Annotated in this window: 20 protein-coding genes; 12 read left to right on the top strand and 8 right to left on the bottom strand. The window is 66.8% G+C overall.

What is annotated here, in order from left to right; genetic code table 11:
- Positions 1-8: 8 nt before the first annotated feature.
- From ACFVJ5_RS21370 to ACFVJ5_RS21355, 4 genes are read right to left on the bottom strand one after another with little or no spacing between them, the layout of a single operon-like run.
- The gene (locus tag ACFVJ5_RS21370) at positions 9-812 is read right to left on the bottom strand and encodes an HAD family hydrolase (protein WP_379222689.1); all 804 of its coding nucleotides are present in this window, start codon (positions 810-812) and stop codon (positions 9-11) included.
- 38 nt (positions 813-850) lie between these two features.
- Positions 851-3,442: a phosphoribosyltransferase gene (locus ACFVJ5_RS21365; RefSeq protein ID WP_379222427.1), complete on the bottom strand. Its 2,592-nt coding sequence runs from the start codon at positions 3,440-3,442 to the stop codon at positions 851-853.
- Positions 3,439-4,650 (bottom strand): HpcH/HpaI aldolase/citrate lyase family protein, encoded by a 1,212-nt coding sequence (locus ACFVJ5_RS21360; protein ID WP_379222425.1) that lies wholly within the window; start codon positions 4,648-4,650, stop codon positions 3,439-3,441. The genes ACFVJ5_RS21365 and ACFVJ5_RS21360 overlap by 4 nt, the downstream gene beginning before the upstream one ends.
- 33 nt (positions 4,651-4,683) lie before the next feature.
- The gene (locus tag ACFVJ5_RS21355) at positions 4,684-5,802 is read right to left on the bottom strand and encodes a hypothetical protein (protein WP_379222424.1); all 1,119 of its coding nucleotides are present in this window, start codon (positions 5,800-5,802) and stop codon (positions 4,684-4,686) included.
- 287 nt (positions 5,803-6,089) lie between these two features.
- Here ACFVJ5_RS21355 and ACFVJ5_RS21350 point away from each other — a divergent pair, with 287 nt between their 5' ends.
- Both ACFVJ5_RS21350 and ACFVJ5_RS21345 read left to right on the top strand, forming a co-directional pair.
- On the top strand, positions 6,090-6,665 hold the full coding sequence (locus ACFVJ5_RS21350; RefSeq protein ID WP_062990541.1) for a TerD family protein: 576 nt from the start codon (positions 6,090-6,092) through the stop codon (positions 6,663-6,665).
- A 69-nt stretch (positions 6,666-6,734) separates the two neighbouring features.
- Complete coding sequence (locus ACFVJ5_RS21345) at positions 6,735-7,844, top strand: DUF475 domain-containing protein (protein WP_379222422.1); 1,110 nt, start codon at positions 6,735-6,737, stop codon at positions 7,842-7,844.
- Positions 7,845-7,904: 60 nt separating this feature from the next.
- Here ACFVJ5_RS21345 and ACFVJ5_RS21340 read toward each other — a convergent pair whose 3' ends face one another.
- Positions 7,905-9,281 carry a hypothetical protein gene (locus ACFVJ5_RS21340; protein ID WP_379222420.1) on the bottom strand — a complete coding sequence of 459 codons (1,377 nt, stop codon included), beginning with the start codon at positions 9,279-9,281 and terminating at the stop codon, positions 7,905-7,907.
- 170 nt (positions 9,282-9,451) lie between these two features.
- Here ACFVJ5_RS21340 and rpsF point away from each other — a divergent pair, with 170 nt between their 5' ends.
- The 5 genes from rpsF to ACFVJ5_RS21315 all read left to right on the top strand — a co-directional run bounded on the left by rpsF (position 9,452) and on the right by ACFVJ5_RS21315 (position 14,842).
- Positions 9,452-9,739: a 30S ribosomal protein S6 gene (rpsF, locus tag ACFVJ5_RS21335; protein ID WP_056823926.1), complete on the top strand. Its 288-nt coding sequence runs from the start codon at positions 9,452-9,454 to the stop codon at positions 9,737-9,739.
- 94 nt (positions 9,740-9,833) lie between these two features.
- Positions 9,834-10,409, top strand: a complete 576-nt coding sequence (locus ACFVJ5_RS21330; RefSeq protein ID WP_379222419.1) for a single-stranded DNA-binding protein — start codon at positions 9,834-9,836, stop codon at positions 10,407-10,409.
- A gap of 32 nt (positions 10,410-10,441) precedes the next feature.
- Entirely contained in the window at positions 10,442-10,693 is a 252-nt protein-coding gene (rpsR, locus tag ACFVJ5_RS21325; protein ID WP_056823934.1) for a 30S ribosomal protein S18, read from the top strand.
- Positions 10,694-10,710: 17 nt separating this feature from the next.
- Positions 10,711-11,163: a 50S ribosomal protein L9 gene (gene rplI / locus ACFVJ5_RS21320; RefSeq protein WP_378634861.1), complete on the top strand. Its 453-nt coding sequence runs from the start codon at positions 10,711-10,713 to the stop codon at positions 11,161-11,163.
- Between the two features lie 667 nt (positions 11,164-11,830).
- A complete protein-coding gene (locus ACFVJ5_RS21315; protein WP_379222687.1) occupies positions 11,831-14,842 on the top strand; it encodes a replicative DNA helicase in 3,012 nt (1,003 codons plus the stop codon).
- A 23-nt stretch (positions 14,843-14,865) separates the two neighbouring features.
- Here the strand turns inward: ACFVJ5_RS21315 and ACFVJ5_RS21310 are convergent, their stop codons facing one another.
- Positions 14,866-15,315, bottom strand: a complete 450-nt coding sequence (locus tag ACFVJ5_RS21310; RefSeq protein WP_379222416.1) for an SgcJ/EcaC family oxidoreductase — start codon at positions 15,313-15,315, stop codon at positions 14,866-14,868.
- Positions 15,316-15,487: 172 nt separating this feature from the next.
- Between ACFVJ5_RS21310 and ACFVJ5_RS21305 the strand changes: the two genes are divergently transcribed.
- From ACFVJ5_RS21305 to ACFVJ5_RS21295, 3 genes are all read left to right on the top strand, one after another.
- Complete coding sequence (locus ACFVJ5_RS21305; protein WP_379222414.1) at positions 15,488-16,000, top strand: hypothetical protein; 513 nt, start codon at positions 15,488-15,490, stop codon at positions 15,998-16,000.
- 129 nt (positions 16,001-16,129) lie between these two features.
- Entirely contained in the window at positions 16,130-16,507 is a 378-nt protein-coding gene (locus tag ACFVJ5_RS21300; protein WP_378635257.1) for a hypothetical protein, read from the top strand.
- Entirely contained in the window at positions 16,504-17,649 is a 1,146-nt protein-coding gene (locus ACFVJ5_RS21295) for a cation:proton antiporter (protein ID WP_379222412.1), read from the top strand. The genes ACFVJ5_RS21300 and ACFVJ5_RS21295 overlap by 4 nt, the downstream gene beginning before the upstream one ends.
- A gap of 82 nt (positions 17,650-17,731) precedes the next feature.
- Here the strand turns inward: ACFVJ5_RS21295 and ACFVJ5_RS21290 are convergent, their stop codons facing one another.
- Both ACFVJ5_RS21290 and ACFVJ5_RS21285 read right to left on the bottom strand, forming a co-directional pair.
- A complete protein-coding gene (locus tag ACFVJ5_RS21290) occupies positions 17,732-18,097 on the bottom strand; it encodes a darcynin family protein (RefSeq protein ID WP_379222410.1) in 366 nt (121 codons plus the stop codon).
- 45 nt (positions 18,098-18,142) lie between these two features.
- The gene (locus ACFVJ5_RS21285; RefSeq protein WP_379222408.1) at positions 18,143-19,057 is read right to left on the bottom strand and encodes an NAD(P)H-binding protein; all 915 of its coding nucleotides are present in this window, start codon (positions 19,055-19,057) and stop codon (positions 18,143-18,145) included.
- A gap of 79 nt (positions 19,058-19,136) precedes the next feature.
- Here ACFVJ5_RS21285 and ACFVJ5_RS21280 point away from each other — a divergent pair, with 79 nt between their 5' ends.
- Together ACFVJ5_RS21280 and ACFVJ5_RS21275 are read left to right on the top strand one after the other, a co-directional pair.
- The gene (locus tag ACFVJ5_RS21280) at positions 19,137-20,117 is read left to right on the top strand and encodes a LysR family transcriptional regulator (protein ID WP_379222406.1); all 981 of its coding nucleotides are present in this window, start codon (positions 19,137-19,139) and stop codon (positions 20,115-20,117) included.
- Positions 20,118-20,205: 88 nt separating this feature from the next.
- Positions 20,206-21,918, top strand: coding sequence for a cutinase family protein (locus tag ACFVJ5_RS21275; protein WP_379222404.1), 1,713 nt, complete (start codon positions 20,206-20,208; stop codon positions 21,916-21,918).
- The last annotated feature ends 40 nt before the right edge of the window (positions 21,919-21,958 follow it).

Raw genomic sequence — 21,958 nt, 5'->3', positions numbered from 1 at the left:
CTCGAAGGTCAGGCGGGTGCGGCCTGTGCGGTGCGACGAGCGGCATGGTCGTGGAACCAGGTGAGGATCTCCTCACCCGCGAGGATTCCGCTGCTTCCGGTGATCGCCAGGTTGGGCGCGGTGAAGTTCAATTCCTCCAGCTCGCCGTGGCGGGGGCGGATGGCGGCGTCGGCGGCTCTCAGCATCTCGGCGTCGAGGGCGCCGTCGCCGGCGGTGAACAAGGTTGCGCCACTGACGATTTCGCCCGATTCGGTCAGCCGCTCGCGGACCTCGGCGACCGCGAGACTCTTGCAGACGGCGTCGGGCATCGTGTAGATCTTGCGGCCCTGCTGGGACGCCGACCAGCCGTTGGCGCGGCACCAGATGTCCCATTCGGCGAGGAAACCCGCGGGGACCAGGTCCGGGCGGACCACCAGGTAGCAGAACAGCTCGTCGGCCTCACGGTACTTGGTGACCCAGGAATCGTCTGTCCGGGAGCGTAATTCGGCACCCACGTGGGCGAGGGTAGCGCCCGACGCGTTGACCTGGTCGTCGATGGCGACGCGCCAGGCGGGGTCGGGGATGCCGTCGACCAGGATGTTGCCGCCGTTGCTGGTGATGGCGTAGCGCCAGGGGGCGCCGGGGAGGGTGATGCGCTGGAACTGCTCGATCGTGCGGGTGGTCGTCGGGATCACCGGGGCAATGGCCGCGAGCTCGCGCAGGGCCGCGACGGCGCTGATGGTCATGTAGGAGAGCGGTTCGCCCTCGTAGTACTCGACGCACTCCTTCGCGACGGCCTCCGCACCACCGAAGCCGTTGCGGGAGAAAATCATCGTGCGATCCAGATCAGTCGCGAAGAGGGACTCGGCGGTCACCGGGGTAGCTCCTTGATCAGGCCCATGCAGGAGTAGGCCAGGTCGGGGACCACTTCCACCGGGACATTGCGCGCCGCGGCGAGCAGGCGGATGTGGGCGTGCTCCGGTGCGTCTGCCTCGCGGACCAGCACCCGCCACGGTACCCGGCGCAACAGCACGCGGGTGGTCTCGCCGACGCCGGGTTTCACGTAATTGACTGTGCTGATGCCGTATTCGGCGCGGACCTTCTCCACCGACGCCCACCCGGACCAGTCCGGGGTGCGGTCGGAATTCCGGATCGCGGCGACGGCGGCGGGTACCTGCTCGCTGATCGCGCCGAAAGCCGCTGTGACGGTGTCGATCAGCTGGTTCGAGACATCGGCGTCGATCAGATCGCGGTAGAACTTGGCGCCGTGGAACTCGCCGGGGCCGATCAGGGTGTCATTGAGGACCGTGCGTGAAACCAGCCCGGACACGGTCGAATTGAGGCAGGCCGAGGCGATGAGGAAGTCGTCGCGGGTGCCGTAGGTGCGCACACAATTGGCCGGATCGGCCAGGACGACGAGCTCGTCGTCGAACCGGGCGCCACCGGCGGCGTGATAGTCGTCCAGGGCCGCGGTCAGCTCGTGGGTGATCGCGCCCTTGCCGGTCCAGCCGTCGACGAAGACGATCGAGGACGGATCATGGTGGCGGGCGAGGTAGTCCAGCGCCACCGCATCGATACCGCGATCGCGCACGATCGAGACCGCGTAGTGCGGCACGGTCAGGGGTTCGCGGCCGATCCCGCTGACGAGCCAACGGCGCATGAGCACGCCGACGGGCGTGCCCGCCCTGGCCAGCGAGACCAGGACGACGTTCTCACCGCGTTCGGCGACGACGAGTTCGGCCACGGTGGCGACTGCCAGCGCCAGTCGCTCGGCGCTGTCGGCGAGCACACGATCGAAGAGCTCGCAGTATTCGGCGTCGGGCTGGAACTCCACCGGCAACGACTCGGCGTAATGGGCCACACCGGCCTGGATGCGCCGTTCACGTTCCGTCACATCGGCTTCCAGATCGGCGTCCGAGAGATCTTTCAGCAGCCACGAAACATCCTCGGGCGCATACGAACCGAACGCGGGGCCGTGCAGGGCTTCGGGGAACGGCCCCGCACCCGGCTCCTTCGGGGCCGCGGTAGAGCTCGAGCCGCCACCGCGTTCCGCGCGGCCCGCACGGTCCGCGGAATCGGTCGCCACGGTCGATTCCTTGCGACTCGGCGCGTTCGCGCTGGTGGCGGAATCGTTGTACGACACCGACAGTGACGCAGTCCCGGCCACTCCCTCAGCGGTCCGGCCCGCGTGCAGCGCACGAGGATCCGCACCTGGCACGACTGCGATCAGGACATCGGCGCCCGACGCGGTGAGGACGTCGACCAGGCCGCCAGGGGCGACGAGTTCCGGCGTATCGGCGGGCGGATCGATGACGACCAGCAGGACCGGGTCCGCGTCGGGCCACTGGGCGTTGTAGAGGTAGCGCTGGGCGGTGGGGTCGGGTTCCGGGGCGGTGAACCGGAAGCCGCGGCGTAGGGGGTAGCCGGGTTCGTCGAGGACGTATGCCGGTGAACGGGTGGTGGTTTGGAAGCGGGCGGGGATGCCTGCGTCGGCCAGGTCGGCGGCCAGGCGCAAGGGGAGGTACATGAGTTCTTCGTGGCCGATGACGATGACCGGACGGCCGGCGAACTCGGCGTCGAGGCGGGAGTTCACCTCGTCGGCGATGGATTTCACCGCGACGTCGAAGGCGGCGTTGTCCGAGCGAAGGGTGCCGTGCCGACCGCCCTCGGGAACGTCGGCGGGCCAGGTCAATTCGATGCGTCCGTACGAACCCCGCTCGGTGGCGATCGGATTCAGCCGCGGTTCGGGCAGTGCGGTCACCGTGTCGATCAGCCCGGCCGGTAGCTCGGTGCGACCGGATGCCAGGCAGACCGTGTCGATACGCGCACCGAGTTCTGCCGCGGCGGCTTCGAATCTGGTCCGATCGGCCGGTGTGCGCATGTCGACCAGCGAGGCGAGCACGTAGTGCGAGCGCGGAGCGAAAGCGTGCAGCGCGCGCACCGCGTCGATCGCGGTGTCGCCGGTGGAGATCTCGTCGTCGACGAGCACCAGCGGCAGATCGTCGGCGAAGATCGCGGCGGGCGCGGGCTGGAGCAGATGCGAGGTGGCGTGCGAATGGCCCTCTTCGAAACCGGTGAGCGTGGTGACTCGCGACTCGTGCCTGCGGGTGGAATGCAGGTAGCAACCCGCGTCGATCCGCGCCGCCACGCAGTGACCCAAACCGGTAGCGGTCTCGGCGAATCCGAGCACAACGGCTTCGCGATCACCGAGTACCTCACGCACGAGATCGCCCAGGCGATCGCCCGCGCCGATCACCACGCGCGGGTCCGTCGGCAGGTGCTTGCCGAGCACGGTGGAAACCAGCAGGTGCGCCCGGCGCGGGTTACGGCGCAGACCCGGCTGCACCAGCGCGCCGATCGAAAGCTCGCCCGGCACGGAATCCTCGCGTGCGGCGAAGGACTCGCCGTGATGCAGCTCGATCCCGAGATTCACCGTCGCCCATGGTGTTTCGACCGCACTCATTCGGCGATCATCGCTGTCAGCAAGTCCACGAAAGACACTCCCTTGTTCGCGACCCCGAACGCACGGGCCCGAACCAGCGTCTGGCGGGCCCAACTGCGGTGCGGGCGCATCTCGTTCATCTTGTTGCGGTATTCCGAGGCCGCGACGCCACCGACATCGGCCGCCATGATGTCGAGCGCGTCGGCGTATTCCTCGTGGGTCACCACCGACAGCGCGTGCACCACGGCCACGTGCGAGGGGTGGATCACCGTTTTGCCCTGGATGCCGTTGGCGCGGTCGAGGGTGATCTCGCGCAGCAGGCCGTCGAGGTCGCGGCTCACCAGGTACTGGCGGAACTTCACCGCGTCGGATTCCTCGAACGGCGCGCTGCGCAGCTGCGGCCGGAACATCCGCTCGTGATCGGCGAAGTACTCCCACACCGGTCCGGTGATGATGAAGCCGGTGCCGTCGACGCGGCCGAGGTAGTTGACGATGTCGGCGATCACGTCGGCGACCACCCGCACGTCGTAGATCGTGAGGTCGCGGTCGCGGCGGATGCCGAAGGTCGAGCACATGTCGGTGGCGCCGATCCGCACGGCCAGCAGCTGCTCACGGTGTCCGGCGAGCAGTTCGGCGATGCGCGAGAGCTGCTCGTCGCGGGTCTGGCGGTGCACCAGGTTCGACGATTCGAGCACCGGCATCGCGTAGACCGGACGGCCGAGGCTGCGGTTGGCGTCGTCGAGCGCGGCCAGGTAGGCGGGCCCGCTGACGGCGTCGAACTTCGGGAAGACGAATCCCGTGAGCACCTCGGCGCCCGGTCCGAGCGCGGCGACCAGTTCGCCGACCGACGCCGCGTCGCGGACCCGGATGAACAGCATCGGGTTCGCGTCTTCGCCGCGTGCGAGCAGATCCAGGGTGTCCACCGCGTGCTGTTTGGCGGCCTCCACCTGGTGATCGGCGACGGCGTCCTCGAGGTCGATCACCATCGAGCACACCCCGCGCGCGGCCCGTCGGCGAATCGTGGCGGCGAGATCGGGGCGGGTCGCGGGCACATACAGGGTCGCGCCGAGCGCGGTCGCCAGCAGCTCCCGGTCGTCGTGGCCTTGGATCGGCTCCGGTTCGACCAGGAACAACTCCCGGCGGCGGGGACCCTGCAACTGCTGGAAATGGCGCAGCGGTACCTGCTTACGCAAGCAAACTTCCGGTGCGATGGCGTAGCCCGCGGTCATTCCCCCCACCTCATCTGTCGACCCATGTCATTTCTACTTTTCGGAAGCGTGTTTTCTGATGCGCTCGACCACACCGGCGATGAACTCTGCGACGGTACCCAGCTCGGTAACATACGCCCAATAGTCTGGATGACGACCCGTCAGTCCGGCGGTGATGCGGTCGAGGCGCTCTGCTTGTGCATCGAGAACCGAGCCCCACTCGGCGACCAGTCCTCGGTCGACCGCGAGCATCTGCGCGTCCCGCAGCCGGAATCGTACGGTGCGGGCCTGAGCCTCGGGGTCGGTACGTACCTCACGTAACAATTCGAGGCGCCGGGTGACGGCGTCGACCAACTGCTCGGCCTCGGCGAGGTACTCGCGTGCGGTGGCGGTCAAATCAAGGGCGGTCTCCGGATCACGATCGGCTGCCGCGACGCGCGCGCCGACCAGCGCTTCGTCGGCGGCGTCCATGCCACGACGGCTTTCCCGCTCATTGTTGGTCAAGTCCGCCGAACTCGCAGCACTGAACTCACGCAGCAGCGCGGAGTAGGCCGGTCCGAGCGCCCCGGCGCGGTTACCGACGGCGGCGAGGCGGGTGGTCACCGACGCGATTGCGTTCGCGGCAGCCGAGGCACGAGAAGGGGCTTGCGCCAACGCATTCGACAGTTCCGACGTCGCCTGTTGCACGGTGTTCGCCGCCTCGCGCGCGGCCGCTACCGCGGTGCCGGGATCGCTGGAAGAGGCTGTGAGCAGAGCCTCATTCAGCCTCCTTACACCCGCGGAGATCGAGGGGTAATTCGTGAATCCGGACGACGCGGCAGCGGCCAGCACCTGTTCGGCCTCTGCCCGCACATGTGTCAGCAACTGCGGCACCGACGCTCGCACGGTCGCGGCTTCGGCGAGGCCGGCGCGGTGCGCGTTGTAGAAGTCGTCGACCCCACGCGCGGCCTCGTTCAGCTGCCGGACCAACGCGTCCGCCCTGGCCTGACCGTCCGCGATCGGGGTGCCCGCGGCCTCGGCGGCGTCGAGCTCTTCGGTGTAACTCAGATACGCGCCCGCCGCGGCGTAGCACCGCGCGCGCACCGGCTCCCAGACCGCGCTGATCCGGCGGTCGGGGAAGACCTGCTCACTGGCCACCACGCCCGCCTCCGCCGCCGTCTGCCTGCGATCCATATCCAGAAAGGCGGCCGATGCCGCGGCCCGCGCCCCGCTGATCCACTCATGATCCGCCCCCGACCTGAACCATCCGCGTCTACGAGGTGTCACCGGCACATCCCCTTTCCGAACCACGGCTGCGGTTCGCCCACTCACTGCCGTCGATGGTAGGAGATTCACCCCGTTAACCTGGGCTGCAGACGGTTCCTACGCAAGATCTGCGAAACCTATTACTGTCGTAGCGGTACCCGGCGATTCGGACATGCTGGGAAACGACACACCGGACTAATCGAAGGGATTCCCGCATGGGTGTCAGTCTGTCCAAGGGCGGCAACGTTTCGCTGAGCAAAGAGGCTCCGGGCTTGACCGCGGTCTCGGTCGGCCTCGGCTGGGACGTGCGCACTACCACCGGCACCGACTTCGACCTCGACGCGAGCGCCATCGCGACCGGCGCCGACAAGAAGGTCGTCTCCGACAAGCACTTCGTCTTCTTCAACAACCTGAAGTCCCCCGAGGGCGCCATCGAGCACAAGGGCGACAACACCACGGGTGAGGGCGAAGGCGACGACGAGGTCATCGACGTCGACCTCGCCAACACCCCGCCGACCATCGAGAGCATCTTCTTCCCGGTATCGATCTACGATGCCGAGACTCGCTCGCAGTCGTTCGGTCAGGTACGCAACGCCTACATCCGCGTGGTCAACAAGGCCAACGGCACCGAGCTCGCCCGCTACGACCTGTCCGAGGACGCCTCGACCGAGACCGCTATGGTTTTCGGCGAGCTGTACCGCAACGGTGCCGAATGGAAGTTCCGCGCCGTCGGTCAGGGCTACGCCTCCGGCCTGTCCGGCATCGCACGCGACTACGGCGTCAACGTCTAGTCACCCTCGCGAACAGGGGGCTCGGCATATCGGGCCCCCTGTTCGTGCGAAACAGAAAGGTCCCTCCGCGTGATAACGCGCATCTTCGGCCTGTCCATCGTCATCACGGTGGTCTCGCTGGTCGTGGCCTACCTCTACGGTGGCTTGACCGCTCTCGCACTGTGCGCCATCCTCGGCATTCTCGAGGTGTCGCTGTCGTTCGACAACGCCGTCATCAACGCCACCGTCCTGGAACGGATGAGCGAATTCTGGCAGCGGATCTTCCTGACTGTCGGCGTGCTGATCGCCGTGTTCGGTATGCGTCTGATCTTCCCGTTGGCCATCGTGTGGGTCACCGCGGGACTGAACCCGGTCGAGGCCTTCGACCTGGCGCTGAACCCCCCGGCGGACGATGCCGCCTACTTCCCTGACGGCAGCCCGAGCTACGAGACCCTACTCACCGACGCGCACCCGCAGATCGCGGCGTTCGGCGGCATGTTCCTGGCGCTGCTGTTCCTGAACTTCATCTTCGAAGAGCGTGACATCACCTGGCTCAGCTGGCTCGAGAAGCCGCTGGCCAAGGCGGGCAAGCTCGACATGCTGTCGGTGGTCGTCGCCGGTACCGGTCTGGTGCTGGTCGCGGAGTTCCTGGCCGACGCCGACGATCGCTCCACCGTGCTGGTCTCCGGCCTGCTCGGCATGATCGTCTACATCCTGGTCGACGGACTCGGTTCGATGTTCCACACCGAGGAGTTCGAAGAGGGACCCCAGGGTGGCCCGTCCACGCTGGTCAAGGCGACCGGTAAGGCCGCGTTCTTCCTGTTCCTCTACCTGGAAGTGCTCGACGCGTCGTTCTCCTTCGACGGTGTCATCGGCGCGTTCGCCATCACCTCCGACCCGATCATCATCGCGCTGGGCCTCGGCCTGATCGGTGCGATGTTCGTCCGATCGATCACGGTGTACCTGGTTCGCCAGGGCACGCTGTCGGACTACGTGTACCTCGAGCACGGCGCCCACTGGGCGATCGGTGCGCTGGCGGCGATCCTGCTCGTCTCGATCGGCGTGCACGTCAACGAGCTCATCACGGGCTTGATCGGCGTGGCATTCATCGGCGCGGCGCTCGTCTCCAGCGTCCTGCGCAACCGCAAGGCGGAGCCGGACGCCGTGGAGGACGCCAAGGAGTCGGCTCCGGTCAGCTGATCCACGGCCGAAGATCTACAGCGGCGGCGAGTCCCTACGGGGATTCGCCGCCGTTGTCGTTCACGCGGGCTGCAGTTGGCGGCCGAGTGCGGTGCTCGGTTCGACGCGCGAGCCGCGCACCCTCGCCCGCAGGAACAGGAAGAACAGCGTGATCAACAGGGCGGTGCGCAACCACACGCCGAACTGGACAATCCCTTCCATCAACTCGACGCCCTCGCCCTCGCCCAGCGCGGCGAAGTACCGGAACACCCCGACGCCCACCGCCGCGTCGGCCACCAGATAGGCCGCGACCAGCGACCACGGCACCTCCAGCAACACCAGGAACGGAATTATCCACAGGGTGTACTGGGGTGAATGCACCTTGTGGAACAGCATGAAAGCGGCCAGCATCGCCGCGCTCACACCGACCCACGGATACGCCGAAGTGGGGGTCCAGCGCCGCCAGCCCAGCCACATGGCCAGCGCGAACCCGCCGAAGATCAAGACGGGCGAGGCGATCGCGACGGCGTCATGCCAGGTCTGCGTGGTTTCCGCCGCGCGGCCGAAGATCAGCTGGTGACCCCAGTACCAGATCGAGTTGGTGGTGATGTCGGCCTGACGCAACTGCTGGAACGTGATCGAGGCGCGCCAGCCCTCCACCCCGGCCAGCACGAACGGCAGATTCACCGCCGCCACCGCGCCCATCGCGGCCAGCAGAGTCTGCGCGGCACCCGCCACATCGAGCTCACCGACCGGGCGACGACCGCGTGGGGCACCCTCGGTGAGCACGAACACCGCGAGCGGCAGCACGAAGATCCCCGGATAGAGCTTGAGACAGAAACCCAGCGCGAGCAGCACCGCGGCGATGATTCCGCGGGTGCGCACGGACAGCCCGGTCAGCATCGTCATCACATAGACCGCCGCCACCGCCGTGCACACCACCGGCAGTTCCCAGTTGTGGAAGGCGTAGAACACCAGCGGCGGGCCGATCGCCCACAGCAGCGCCGCCGGGCCCGCGAGCCGGGCCAGCATCCACGCCGTGAGCAGGGCGAACGGCGCGAGCAACAGCGCCGAGTGCCACAGGAAGTCGGCGTCGTTGTCCACCCCGATGGCGCCCGCCCACATCAGCACACCGCTGAGTACCGGGTATTCCACCGCACCGCCGGTCAGCGCCCCGTCTTCGGTGATCGCGCCGTCCACGTACGGGAAGACATGATTGTCGATATCGCGGCCGAGCCACAGGAATTGGATGTCCGAATAGCAGACATCCGAATCCTTGCGCTCCTCGAATACCAGACTGCGACCGGATTCATCGATCGCACCGCCCGCGCACCGGGCTTTGTTGGCGTAGGCCAGCGCGAGAGTGAGGCCACACAGCAGCAGCACCAGGATGCTCAAGGCAGCGGCCCACGTCGCGCCGCGTCGTGCTGCGCGCCGCCGCGGGCCGACTGTGGTCATGGCGACCACATTATGCGGCGGTGTCCGGATCACCCGGGTACACCCGCGGCAGGCATCGATTTCGCTGGTCACTACCCGCTCATGTAGCCTTGGCGGGTTGCTGACGCAACGAACCCTCCTGCCATGGAGAGTCCATGGCCGTTTCCTAGTCCACAGGAGGTGATTGGTCCGTGCGTCAATATGAAGTAATGGTCATCCTCGACCCGAGCCTGGACGAGCGCATCGTCGGGCAGTCCCTGGATACCCTGCTCACGGTCGTCAAGACCGAGGGCGGCAACGTCGACAAGGTCGACATCTGGGGCCGCCGCCGGCTCGCCTACGAAATCGCCAAGCAGGCCGAAGGCATTTACGCGATCGTCAACCTGACCGCGACCCCGGCCACCGTGAGCGAACTCGACCGCCAGCTGGGCCTGAACGAGACGGTGCTGCGCACCAAGGTTCTGCGCAACGACAAGTAGTCCGCACCCTTCTCGAATTTGATGTCAGAGCCTAGCTTTAGGCTCGAGCGCAAATCCCCGAGATGCGGACTGCACCCCGAGCAGGAGGAACCCCATGGCAGGCGACACGGTCATTACCGTCATCGGAAACTTGACGGCAGACCCGGAGCTTCGTTTCACGCCCGCAGGTGCGGCGGTGGCAAATTTCACCGTCGCGTCGACTCCCCGTGTGTTCGATCGCAATTCGAACGAATGGAAAGACGGCGAGGCTCTGTTCCTGCGCTGCAACATCTGGCGTGAAGCAGCGGAGAACGTCGCCGAAAGTCTGACCCGAGGCGCTCGCGTCATCGTGAGTGGTCGGCTCAAGCAGCGCTCCTACGAAACCCGCGAGGGTGAGAAGCGCACTGTGGTCGAGCTCGAGGTCGACGAAGTCGGTCCCTCGCTGCGTTACGCGACTGCGAAGGTCTCCAAGGCCGGTCGCGGTGGCGGAGGCGGCGGTGGCGGCTTCAGTGGTGGTGGTTCCGGCAATGCCGGTGGTGGATCTAGCGCAGGCGGCTACAACGCCAACAACGGCGGCGGACGTCCGGCCGGCAGCAGCAATGCCGGTGGCGAAGACGATCCGTGGGGTAGCGCGCCCGCGGCCGGCTCCTTCGGGGGCGGCGGCCGCATGGATGACGAACCGCCGTTCTGATCGAACGGCACTCATAGTACGGAGAGAAAACCATGCCTAAAGCGCCCGCGCGCGAAAAGGTACTGAAGAAGAAGGCCTGTGCTTTCTGCAAGGAAGCAAAGTCCGGAATCGTCAATATCGATTACAAGGACACCACGCTGCTGCGTAAGTACGTCAGCGATCGCGGCAAGATCCGCGCTCGCCGCGTCACCGGCAACTGCGTGCAGCACCAGCGTGACATCGCTGTCGCCGTCAAGAACTCGCGTGAGGTGGCTCTGCTTCCTTACGTGTCGACCGCTCGCTGAGAAAGGGAGTCACACAGATGAAGCTCATCCTCACCGCTGATGTCGACAACCTCGGCGCCCCCGGCGACCTTGTCGAGGTCAAGGACGGCTACGGCCGTAACTTCCTGCTGCCCCGCGGTCTGGCCATCCAGGCCACCCGTGGCGCCCAGAAGCAGGTCGACGGAATCCGTCGCGCCCAGGACGCCCGCAAGGTGCGCGACCTGGATCACGCCAACGAGCTGAAGCAGGCCATCGAGGGCCTCGCCGCGGTTTCGCTGACCGTGAAGACCGCCGACAGCGGCAAGCTGTTCGGTTCGGTCACCACCACCGACGTGGCCTCGGCCATCAAGGCGGCCGGTGGCCCCGTGGTCGACAAGCGCAGCATCGAGCTGCCGAAGTCGCACATCAAGGCGACCGGCAAGCACGGCATCGTGGTGCACCTGCACCCCGATGTGGCCGCGAAGTTCAACCTCGAGGTTGCTGCGAACTGAGTTCGCCGGAAACCACCCCTGTGCATGCATAGGGGTGGTTTCTGCTTGCCTTTTTCAGGCTGATTTTGCGATAACTGATCGGTAGCCGATGTCGCGGCCGGTACAGGCGGTGTTACGCGGCTCACGGTCGGTAATCGCTTGACCTCCGGTTATTCACCCTGTGGATGACTGCGGAAACCGACCGGCAGATTTGTGACTCCGGTCATATCCTGCACCATCGCTGTTAACCCAACACGCCCGGCTGTTCACCTCGACCGACACGCCGGAACTTCTTTCATCCACAGGGACGAAGTTGGGCAAACCGGGGTCTAGCAGGGCGTTTTACCGTACTGACCTGGGTTTTCCCCATGTTTTCCACAGGCGCTGCACAACAACGGGTGAACTACCCCCAAGTTATCCACAGTTGTGTGCACATGTCGGGTTGGCGAGTCCCGAAAACGTCGCCTAGGTTCGTCGCATTGCCTTGCGCGCGGCCCCGGGAATCACGCAGGCAACCGATTGCTGACATCCGTGTCGGTGTCCGGGAGTACAACGAGTACATCGATGTGAAACCCCGGTTCTGCGGGCAGAGAGGACTCCCCTGGTGACAACCACCGGTGACCGCGCGCAAACCGAGTTCACGCCTGAACCCCCCGGCGAGGACTTCGGTCGTCAGCCTCCGCACGATATGGCCGCTGAGCAGTCCGTCCTCGGCGGCATGCTGCTGAGCAAGGACGCCATCGCCGACGTGGTGGAGGTGCTGCGCCCCGGCGATTTCTACCGCCCCGCGCACCAGGCGATCTACGACACGATCCTCGACCTCTACGGCCGCGGCGAACCCGCCGACCCCGTCACCGTCTCGGCAGGCCTCGACCGCCGCGGCGAACTCAAGCGCATCGGTGGCCCGCCCTACCTGGTCACCCTCACCCAGACCGTCCCCACCGCGGCCAACGCCGGTTTCTACGCCGAGATCGTCGCCGAGAAGGCCATCCTGCGCCGCCTCGTCGAGGCGGGCACCCGCATCGTCCAGTTCGGCTACGCCGGCGCCGACGGCCAGGACGTCGCCGAGGTGGTCGACCGCGCCCAGGCCGAAATCTACGAAGTCACCGAACGCCGCACCACCGAGGACTTCACCCCGCTGGAAGAACTCCTCCAGCCCACCATGGACGAAATCGACTCCATCGCCTCCCGAGGCGGCATCTCCCTCGGCGTCCCCACCGGCTTCACCGAACTCGACGAACTCACCAACGGATTGCATCCCGGGCAGATGATCATCGTGGCGGCCCGACCCGGCGTGGGTAAGGCGCTGGCGCTGGACACTCCGCTGCCGACGCCTGGTGGTTGGACCACCATGGGTGAGGTTCGTGTCGGTGCGGAGCTGCTCGGGGCCGATGGCAGGCCCACCAGGGTGCTTGCGGCCACCGAGGAGATGACCGACCGTCCTTGTTACGAGGTCGAATTCTCCGACGGCACCGTCATCACCGCGGACGAAGAACACCTGTGGACAACGCTCGCGCCCACCCTGGCGCCGCATCCGGTTGTCCGGACCACCGGCGAGATCGCGCACAGTCTGCGTACACCGCGGGACAATTTCGCCCACATGGTGCCCCGATCCGCTCGTTCGGCGGCACGGCAGATAGTCGACGTCCGCAAGGTCGACCCCGTGCTCGTTCGTTGCGTCGAAGTCGACAACACCGACCATATGTACTTGGCCGGCCGCACCATGGTGCCCACTCACAACTCCACGCTCGGCATGGACTTCATGCGCAGCTGCTCGATCAAGCACGGCATGGCCAGCGTCATCTTCTCGCTCGAAATGAGCCGCACGGAGATCGTCATGCGTCTGCTCTCGGCCGAGGCAAAGATCAAACTGGGCGATATGCGCTCCGGCCGCATGAGCGACGACGACTGGACCAAGCTGGCTCGCCGTATGAGCGAGATCAGTGAGGCGCCGTTGTTCGTCGATGATTCACCCAACTTGACCATGATGGAGATTCGCGCCAAGGCTCGACGTTTGAAGCAGCGCCACGACCTGAAACTCGTTGTGGTCGACTACCTGCAGCTGATGAGCTCGGGTAAGAAGGTCGAATCGCGTCAGCAGGAAGTCTCGGAATTCTCACGTCACCTGAAGCTGCTGGCCAAGGAACTCGAGGTTCCGGTGATCGCGATTTCGCAGCTGAACCGTGGTCCTGAACAGCGAACCGACAAGCGACCCATGGTGTCCGACCTTCGCGAGTCGGGTTGTATGCCCGCGTCGACGCGAATCCTGCGCGCTGACACCGGTGCCGAAGTTACGCTGGGTGAGCTGATGTCCAGCGGTGATCAGCCGCTCGTGTGGTCGCTCGACGAGCGGATGCGGATGGTCGCCCGCCCGATGGTGAAGGTGTTCCCGAGCGGACACAAAGAAGTATTCAAGCTGAAGCTCGCCTCCGGTCGCGAGGTCGAAGCCACCGGCAACCACCCGTTCCTGACAGTCGACGGCTGGATCGCCCTCGACAAGCTCGCTGTCGGCGACCGCTTGGCCACGCCACGACTCGTCCCGGAACCCGTGCACACCGCGCGACTGCCCGAAGCCGAGGTCGTGATGCTCGCGCACATGATCGGCGACGGCTCGTGCGTGAAGCGCCAGCCGATCCGCTACGCCAGCGTCGACGAGGAGAACCTCGCCGCCGTCACCACCGCCGCCGAGCACTTCGGTGTAAGCGCGGTCCGCGACGAGTACGCCGCTGCGCGCGTCACCACTCTGCGCCTGCCCGCACCGTTCCATCTCACCCACGGCAAACGCAATCCGATCGCCGCCTGGTTGGACGCCCTCGGGCTGTTCGGCCTGCGAAGCTATGAAAAGTTCGTCCCTGAACCGGTTTTCGCGCTTCCGAACGACCAGATCGCGCTGTTCCTCCGTCACCTGTGGGCGACGGATGGATCCGCGCGCTGGGATGCCAAGGCCCGCCAGGCTCGTGTCGACTACGCTTCGACCAGCCGGCGACTGATCGACGACGTGAACCAGTTGTTGTTGCGCCTCGGCGTACACGGCCGCATCAAAACTGTTCCTCAGACCGGCTACCGAGACTGCTACCACCTGACTGTCGACGGCGGCGAGAACCAGACGACGTTCCTACGCGAGGTCGGCGTTCACGGCGCCCGTGGCAGGTCCGCCGAGACGGCACTCGCTGAACTGGCCCCGATGGCCCGCAACACGAATGTCGACACCGTCCCCGCCGAAGTCTGGAACCGCGTCCGAACGCTGCTGGCCGACAAGGAAATGACGCACCGAGAGTTCTCCGCCGCCATGGGTTCTCGCTTCTGCGGCAGCACCATGTGGAAGCGCTCCCCCAGCCGTTCCCGCCTTGCTCGTGTCGCCGCGGTGCTGGATGACGCGGATATCGACATGCTCGCCACGAACGATGTGTTCTGGGACAAGATCGTCGAAATCACCAGCCTCGGCGAACAAGACGTCTACGACGGAACCGTCCCAGGCACGCATAACTTTGTGGCACAAGGTATTTCAGCGCATAACTCGCTCGAGCAGGACGCCGACATGGTCATCCTGTTGCACCGCCCCGACGCCATCGAACGCGACGACCCCCGTGGCGGCGAGGCCGACCTCATCGTCGGCAAACACCGTAATGGTCCGACCGCCACGATCACCGTCGCCCACCAGCTGCACCTCAGCCGTTTCGTCGATATGGCCCGCGGCTGACCAGCCGCCGCGCCACAGTGGGATCACCCCGCTGACGGGACCAGGGTGTTCTGCCGGGCGGCGGTCCACCACTGCCCGTCCTGCTTGACCAGTACATACAGCGCGACCATCGCCGGTTCGGTGTCGATCAGGGCGCCGTCGGCGGTGGTGGCGCGTGCGGTCTTGTGGGCGATGGCCACATCCGGGCGCAAAAAGGTCACGTCGACGACGTCGTATCGGACGTATTCGTCCTTCAGGAATCCGGCCAATCCGCGCCGGTTCGCGTCGAGCAGCGCGTCGCGTCCGCTGATCAACATGCCGACGGCGTTGCCGACCACCGCGTTCGCGGTGAACTGTGCGGTCATGAGTTCCGCGTCGTTGGTGTTGTACGCGGTCTGCGTGTCGGTGATGATCCGGCGAATCGCGGCAATGTCGGCGGTGTGGTCCACGGTGTCGTCATCGACGGCCGGGGGCTGAATCATGTTCGTGCTCATGAGAGAAACTCTCGACCCTCAACAGTGGTTCAGGTCAAGGGAGCCACGAATGATTCACCGCGGCTGCGACACAACGCACTTCGGTCGCGCCCGAGCCGATACGCTCTGGTGCGATCCGGCCGAGTCGGCGGAGCGGACAGAGATCGGAATCAGGGTGGGGATGAAGGCGGGGATGCTGGTCAATCCGATGGTGTTCGTCTACTGGGCGGTGTCGGCGGTGGCTGCCGCGCTGTACTTCGTCGGAGCGATCCGCGCGGCGACCTTTGTCGCCTCTGTGCCCGATGAATCCGTCGCGGTGGTCTTCGGATTCCTGGGTGGGATGCTGTTCGCGCTGGTCACGTGGCCGTTCGTGCTCATGATGGCGTGGTGGGGTCGGCGGGCGTATCTGCGTAAGGTCGCTGCGCCGGTGAACGCGACGGTGATCGAGTCCGGGCATCGGGTGACGCGCACGACCAACAGTCCGTTCGCCACTCATCGGGTGCGTCTGAAGGTGACGTTCACGCACCCGAGTACCGGGGTCGAGTGCTGGGTGAAGAAGGAATTCGCGATGACCGAGTTCCGCCGATCCACCGCGAAAGCACTGCTGCACCGATTCCCGGAAGGCGCCGCGATGCCGCTGCTGGTGCGCGGGCGCGCCGCGGGATTCGATCTGGCGCTGCGCCCGCAATGGGTCGACCTCTGGTGAACGCGGAAGCCGACCTTCCCGCTCGAGCGCGCCCATGCCCGGTACCGATCGCGAAACCGATCGGCGACATCCGGCGACCTCCCGGGGAATCGGTCGGGTGCGGCGGATGATGGGTCGATGGCTGACCAGATTCTGCAGGTGAAGTGGAAGTCCGCTCCGGAAGATCACGACTATCCCGCTGCCGCCGACTATCTCGATCTGCTGGGCGACAAGGCGATGGTCGACGCGATCGTGGCCGAGCTCAGGGCCGCGCCGGTGGTGGTCAAGAAGGCGAAGGACATTCTGCGGGCGTCCCAGCTCGAAGCCCTCACCCCGGACAACCCGCATGTGCGCAGAGACCTGCTCAAGGTGAACGAGGGTAGGAGGCTCTCGCCGATCCTGCTGGTGCGGGGCGACTGCCGCGCGAATGTGCCGATGCTGATCGCCGACGGTTATCACCGTGTGTGCGCGCTGTACTGGGCCGACGAGAACGTCGAGATCCCCGCCAAGATCGCCGCGATGCCATGACGTTCGCAACCCTGGCGCTGGTCGTGGCGCTCGGGTTGATCGGGCCGCTGCTCGCCCTGCCGAGACAGCTGTACCTGCCGGTGCTGCTCGGCGAACTCCTCGCGGGAATCATCTTCGGCACCACCGGTCTTCGCATCCTCGACCCCACCGATCCGATCTTCGTCTTCCTCGCCGACATGGGCTTCGCGCTGGTGATGTTCGCCGCGGGTACTCATGTGCCGGTGCGTGATCCGCGGGTCCGTACCGCGCTCGGTATCGGCGTGGCACGGGCCGTGCTGGTGGGTGTGGTCGCGGCGGTGGCGGGCTGGGCGGTGGCGCTGGCGTTCGACGTCGGGCACGCGGCGGTCTACGCGGTGCTGATGGCGTCGTCGTCCGCGGCGATGGCGTTGCCGATCATCGACTCGATGCGGTTGAGTGGGCCGCCGGTGCTCGCGCTCACCGCCCAGGTGGCCATCGCCGACACCGCCTGCATCGTCGCGCTGCCACTGGTGATCGATCCGGCGAACGCTGTCAGAGCCGCGATCGGCGCGGTGGTCGTGGCGCTCTGCGCGACCGCGATGTTCTTCGTCCTGCGCTATCTCCAGAAGTCGGGTGCGCAGCGTCAGGTGCACGAGGTGTCCGAGGACCGGAAATTCACGCTGGAACTGCGGGTGAGTCTGGTTCTGGTGTTCGCGCTGTGCGGGGTGGCCAGCGCGATGCACGTGTCGATCATGCTCGGCGGGTTCGCGGCGGGGTTGGCGGTGGCCGGGGTCGGCGAACCACGTCGGGTGGCCAAGCAGGTGTTCGCGATCAGCGATGGGCTGCTCGCTCCGCTGTTCTTCGTCTGGCTCGGCGCCCGGCTCGATCTCCGCGAGTTCGGGGAGCACCCGCAGTTCATCCTGCTCGGGTTGGTACTCGGCCTCGGGGCTGTCGGCGTGCACTGTGCGGCGCGACTGCTCGGCCAGCCGGTCGCCTACGGCACACTCGCCGCGGCACAGATCGGGGTACCGGTCGCGGCGGTGACCGTCGGCAGTCAGCTGGGGGTGCTCGTGCCGGGTGAGGGGTCGGCGATCATGCTGGCGGCGCTGTGCACCATCGCGGCGGCGACGGTAGCGGCAGGCCGGCTCGCGGCCAAGGCGCACACCACGCCGACCAGCCCATGAACAGCGACGAGCGCCCCGGACGGGCGACGCGACACCGCATCGGCGGCGCCGCGCACCCGAACCGGAAGTCGGGCAATCGGTTTCAGGTGCTGATGGTGGCGAAGGTATCGAGACCGTAGGTTCGCGCGTAGCCGTTCTCGGTGCCGACGAGGAGGTCGACGACCTCGAAATAGCGGTCCCAGAATGGTGTTTCGCGCAGGGCATCGATCAGCAGTTGGTAGGCGTGGTGACTTTCCGCTTCCCATACCCAGACATCGGTGACACGGGCGGAGTAGAACTCGGTGTCGTAGAAGCGTGACCGCACTCCGGTGGTCTTGGCTTCGATGGCGGGCAGGACCTGGGTGGTGAAGGCATCCACACGTTCCTGAACGGTCAGGGCGAGCCATTCGGGCGTGGTCTTGACAAGCATGAATGCCGTGACCGGTGGTTCGGTTTGCGCAGCGGGCATGAGGATGTCTCCAAAGGTCTTGGTGTTGCGGGTCGGGTGGTGGGTTCAGGAGAAGACAGCGGGCTTCAGGGTTGTGGCGCACCACTGCTCGAAGGTGGTGGGAGACGCCGTTTCCGGCGTGCGGGTGACCCCGGCGTCGAGGCCCTGGTCCTTGGCTCGCTTCATGTCGACGACACCCTGGGCGAACGCTGGGTCGAGGCCGAAGCCGACCAGGGCGGTGTGTAGTTCGTCGAGGGACTGGCGTTCGTAGCGGACGGAGCGGCCGAGCTGTTCGGTCATGATGCGGGCCAGGTCGTTGGGTGAGAGATCCTGCGGGCCGAGGACGGGGACGCTGTCGGTGCCGGTCCACGAGCGGTCGAGCAGCAGGTCGGCGGCGACGGCGGCGATGTCGGCGACCGCGACCATCGGCGCCTGGCGATCGGCGTCGACGACATCGACGAACACGCCCGTGTCGCGGATCGAGTCGACGTCCTCCAGGAGGTTCTCGAAGAAGGACGGGTTGGCCAACGCCCGGTAGGCGACGCCGCTCTGGGCGATGAGGTCGTCCATGGCGAGGGACGCGGTGACCAAGCCGGCGTGGCCGGCGAGCGGGGTGCCGCGGCCGAGCGCCGACACCGCGACGACATGGCCGACACCGTGCGCGGCGAGCGCCCGTGCGGCGGGGCCGGTGAAACCGCTCCAGCCGTCGTGCGGGGGTCGGGCGGAGTCCGGGGGGACGAGCCAGAACACGGCGTCCGCGCCGTCGAAGGCTCGATCGAGGACGGGGGCGTCCGCGTGTGAGCCGGTGATCACCTCGACGCGTCCGCGTGCCGTGTCGGGCAGGCGCGCGGGGTCACGCGCGATCACCCGCAATTCCTCGTCCGAGTCCAGGAGCTGGGCCAGCAGGGGACGGCCGATGTTCCCGGTGGGAGCGGTGATGACGATCATGTTCGCCTCGCAGGTAGTGGTGGATCGATACACCCGTCATCCTGCGAAGAACCACGTATTGCCACAATAGGAATTTCAGCACTGAATTATTGACTGAAATGGAATGATGCTGGTGAACAGCCCTGATCCGGTCGTCGATGCCAATCTCGCCCTCGCGCTGGACGCCCTGCTGGCCGAGAACAGCGTCACCCGCGCCGCCGCCCGCCTGCACACCTCGCCCGCCGCGATGAGCCGCACCCTCGCCCGGCTGCGCCGCATCCTCCAAGACCCGCTCCTGGTCCGGGCCGGACAGACCATGGTGCCCACCCCGCGTGCCGAGGCCCTGCGCGAGGAAGCCGCCGCGGTGGTGCGCAGCCTCGGAGCACTGCTCAGTCCCGGTACAGGCGTCGACCCCGCCGGTCTGAGCAGCACCTTCACCCTTCAAACCGCCGACCTGGTCGGCGCGGCGTTGGCGCCCCGGCTGCTGGCACTGGCCGCGCGGGAGGCGCCGGGGGTCTCGTTCCGGCTGCTGGCCGAAGAGTGGGAGGCCGGATCCGCGCTCCGCGACGGCCGCATCGATCTGGAAGTCGGGTCCATCGATCACGTCGATCCCGAAACCCAGGTCGAGAAATTGGTGACGCTGCGCATGGTGGCGGCCGTCCGACCCGGCCACCACCTGACCGAAGAACCCTTGACCCCGGCCCGGCTCGCCGCCGCCCAACACGTCGCGGTCAGCCGCCGTGGGCGGTTCACCGGCCCGCTCGACGCGGCGCTGGCCGAGCGGAACCTCCGACGGCGGGTCAGCGTCGTCCTGCCCAGCCACCTGGCCGCTATGACCCTCGCCGCCCGCACCGACATCGTCTGCCTGGTCCCCGCGGCACTGCCCGGCGCGGACCCGTCGCCCCTCACCGACGACGCGACCGCCCTCGGCCTGCATCTCCTCGACATCCCCCTGCCCCTACCGCCCCTCACGATCGGCATGGCCTGGCACCCCCGTCACACCGCCGACGGCGCCCACCACTGGCTGCGCGAGGCCATCCGCCGGACCTTCTCGGTGAGAGCGATCGCGCATGACCCTGGAAATGGGGGCACGGCTTCCCGTTTGCGTCAGTAACGATCTTGCTGGTGGGCGCGACATTGTTCGTGACATGCGGCCCGTCGGGGGGCCTGCCCACCTGTAGGTCATTCGAACGGGATCACATATGAATCTGCGTGAGTTTCTTGCGAAACATCGCATTGCTTCAGCTGTTGCCGCGCCTGCGGCGTTGGGTGTCGCGGCGATTGTCGCCGCTTCCTTCGCGGTGACATCGCAGCCCGCATCACCCAGCTACGAGCTGACGACGTCGGTGACGGAGTGCCGCGAGATGGTGACCATCTCGGTGGCCGGGCGCAACGACACCCCGGTCGAAGGCACGACGGCGATGCTGCTCGATGCCAACGGGAATCCGCTGCCCGCCGCGCTGTCGGGCGACCACAGCAGTGTGTGGGTGGATCCGGTGGTGAACGCCCCGCGTGATGATGTCGCCGAGGGCGACTACGCGGCGGTGTACATCGCCTATCCGGCCGATCTGGCGAGCTATGAGGACGCGGTCAACCGGGGCGTGGAGAACACCCAGCAGGTGATGCGGGAGATCTCGGCGGCCTGCCCGGACACCAAGTTCTCGATCGTCGGCTACAGCGAGGGCGCCGATGTGGTGCGGCGCGTGGCCGAGGGCATCGGCAACGACGACCCCGCCGACGGATACGCGACCGTGAACCCGGACGACGTGCTCGGTGTGGTGATGTTCGCCGATCCGGGTCGCAAGGCCGGCGACGGCACCTTCCTCGGTGCGGACGACCCGTTCGCGCGTCCCGACAACTTCGACCAGAAGTACCAGGACGGCAAGACGCCGATCTCGGGCCAGGGCGTCACCACGGGCGCTGGTTTCGGCGCGCTCAACGGCAAGATCGCCTCCTTCTGCTCCGAGGGCGACCTCACCTGCGCGGCGCCGGACAACATCTCCCTGCTGCAGCTGGCCGCCAATGTGGGTCGTCAGATCAATATCGACGAACTGCAGCGCGCCGACCTGGAACGCAACGGCATCACCGCGATCACCCCCGCGATGGGCCAGGACATGGCGTTCACGCTGGGCCGGATCGCGATGGCCGCGTTCTCCGATATCGGGTCGAACCCGAACTGGATGGCCAGCGACGAAACCTTCCTCGATGTGCTGCTGAAGGTGTCGGACCCGGATTACAAGCCGGGGCAGACCACCACGCCCGCGAAGGCCGACGTGATCGCCGGTGAGCAGCTCTCGCCGCTGGCGTACCTGCCGCAGAAGATCTTCAACGAGATCGTGGGGCTGATCGTGACGAACCAGAACACGATCCCGGTGGTGATGAACGATCCGTACCAGCTGACTCTCGGCCCGAACGGCACCGGTCACCACTTCGACTACTGGCGTGATTCCGACGCTGCGAACGGCAAGCCGCTGACTTCGGCGGAGTACGCGGCAGCCTGGCTGACGCACCTGGCCAAGCAGGCGCAGGCCGGCGAGACCATCGACACCAAGGCCGCGCCGGACGACGCCTCGGTGACCGCCGCGCTGGCGGCTCCGACGAAGCCGGCGACGACCACCACCGCGCCGACCACCACGTCCAAGACCTCCGCGAAGGCGACGACGACCAGCCCCAAGGCGACCACCACGTCCAAGACGGACACCAGCACCACGGCACCGTCCACGACAGTGGCCCCGTCGACGACCACACCGCCGACGACCACTCCGGAACCGGCGACCAACCAGGCGGCCGCCCCCGCTCCGACGACCACCGTGGCCCCCACCACGACGGTCGCCCCGACCACGACGGTGGCTCCCACCACGACAGTCGAGCCGACCACCACCGTTGCCCCGACAACCACCACGTCGGCCAACTAGTCACGAACCACGGAATCCCCGGTGGGCAGCGTTATCCGCT

The sequence above is a fragment of the Nocardia sp. NPDC127606 genome, assembly GCF_042671725.1.
Taxonomy (GTDB): domain Bacteria; phylum Actinomycetota; class Actinomycetes; order Mycobacteriales; family Mycobacteriaceae; genus Nocardia.
This window is presented reverse-complemented; position numbering and strand designations above follow the sequence as displayed.

Excerpts from the sequence above, each read along its gene's own strand:
- ACFVJ5_RS21370 (WP_379222689.1), bottom strand. The coding sequence starts at position 812 with ATGATTTTCTCCCGCAACGGCTTCGGTGGTGCGGAGGCCGTCGCGAAG.
- ACFVJ5_RS21365 (WP_379222427.1), bottom strand. The coding sequence starts at position 3,442 with ATGAGTGCGGTCGAAACACCATGGGCGACGGTGAATCTCGGGATCGAG.
- ACFVJ5_RS21360 (WP_379222425.1), bottom strand. The coding sequence starts at position 4,650 with ATGACCGCGGGCTACGCCATCGCACCGGAAGTTTGCTTGCGTAAGCAG.
- ACFVJ5_RS21355 (WP_379222424.1), bottom strand. The coding sequence starts at position 5,802 with ATGGATCGCAGGCAGACGGCGGCGGAGGCGGGCGTGGTGGCCAGTGAG.
- ACFVJ5_RS21350 (WP_062990541.1), top strand. The coding sequence starts at position 6,090 with ATGGGTGTCAGTCTGTCCAAGGGCGGCAACGTTTCGCTGAGCAAAGAG.
- ACFVJ5_RS21340 (WP_379222420.1), bottom strand. The coding sequence starts at position 9,281 with ATGACCACAGTCGGCCCGCGGCGGCGCGCAGCACGACGCGGCGCGACG.
- ACFVJ5_RS21330 (WP_379222419.1), top strand. The coding sequence starts at position 9,834 with ATGGCAGGCGACACGGTCATTACCGTCATCGGAAACTTGACGGCAGAC.
- rpsR (WP_056823934.1), top strand. The coding sequence starts at position 10,442 with ATGCCTAAAGCGCCCGCGCGCGAAAAGGTACTGAAGAAGAAGGCCTGT.
- rplI (WP_378634861.1), top strand. The coding sequence starts at position 10,711 with ATGAAGCTCATCCTCACCGCTGATGTCGACAACCTCGGCGCCCCCGGC.
- ACFVJ5_RS21315 (WP_379222687.1), top strand. The coding sequence starts at position 11,831 with ATGGCCGCTGAGCAGTCCGTCCTCGGCGGCATGCTGCTGAGCAAGGAC.
- ACFVJ5_RS21310 (WP_379222416.1), bottom strand. The coding sequence starts at position 15,315 with ATGAGCACGAACATGATTCAGCCCCCGGCCGTCGATGACGACACCGTG.
- ACFVJ5_RS21305 (WP_379222414.1), top strand. The coding sequence starts at position 15,488 with ATGCTGGTCAATCCGATGGTGTTCGTCTACTGGGCGGTGTCGGCGGTG.
- ACFVJ5_RS21295 (WP_379222412.1), top strand. The coding sequence starts at position 16,504 with ATGACGTTCGCAACCCTGGCGCTGGTCGTGGCGCTCGGGTTGATCGGG.
- ACFVJ5_RS21290 (WP_379222410.1), bottom strand. The coding sequence starts at position 18,097 with ATGCCCGCTGCGCAAACCGAACCACCGGTCACGGCATTCATGCTTGTC.
- ACFVJ5_RS21275 (WP_379222404.1), top strand. The coding sequence starts at position 20,206 with ATGAATCTGCGTGAGTTTCTTGCGAAACATCGCATTGCTTCAGCTGTT.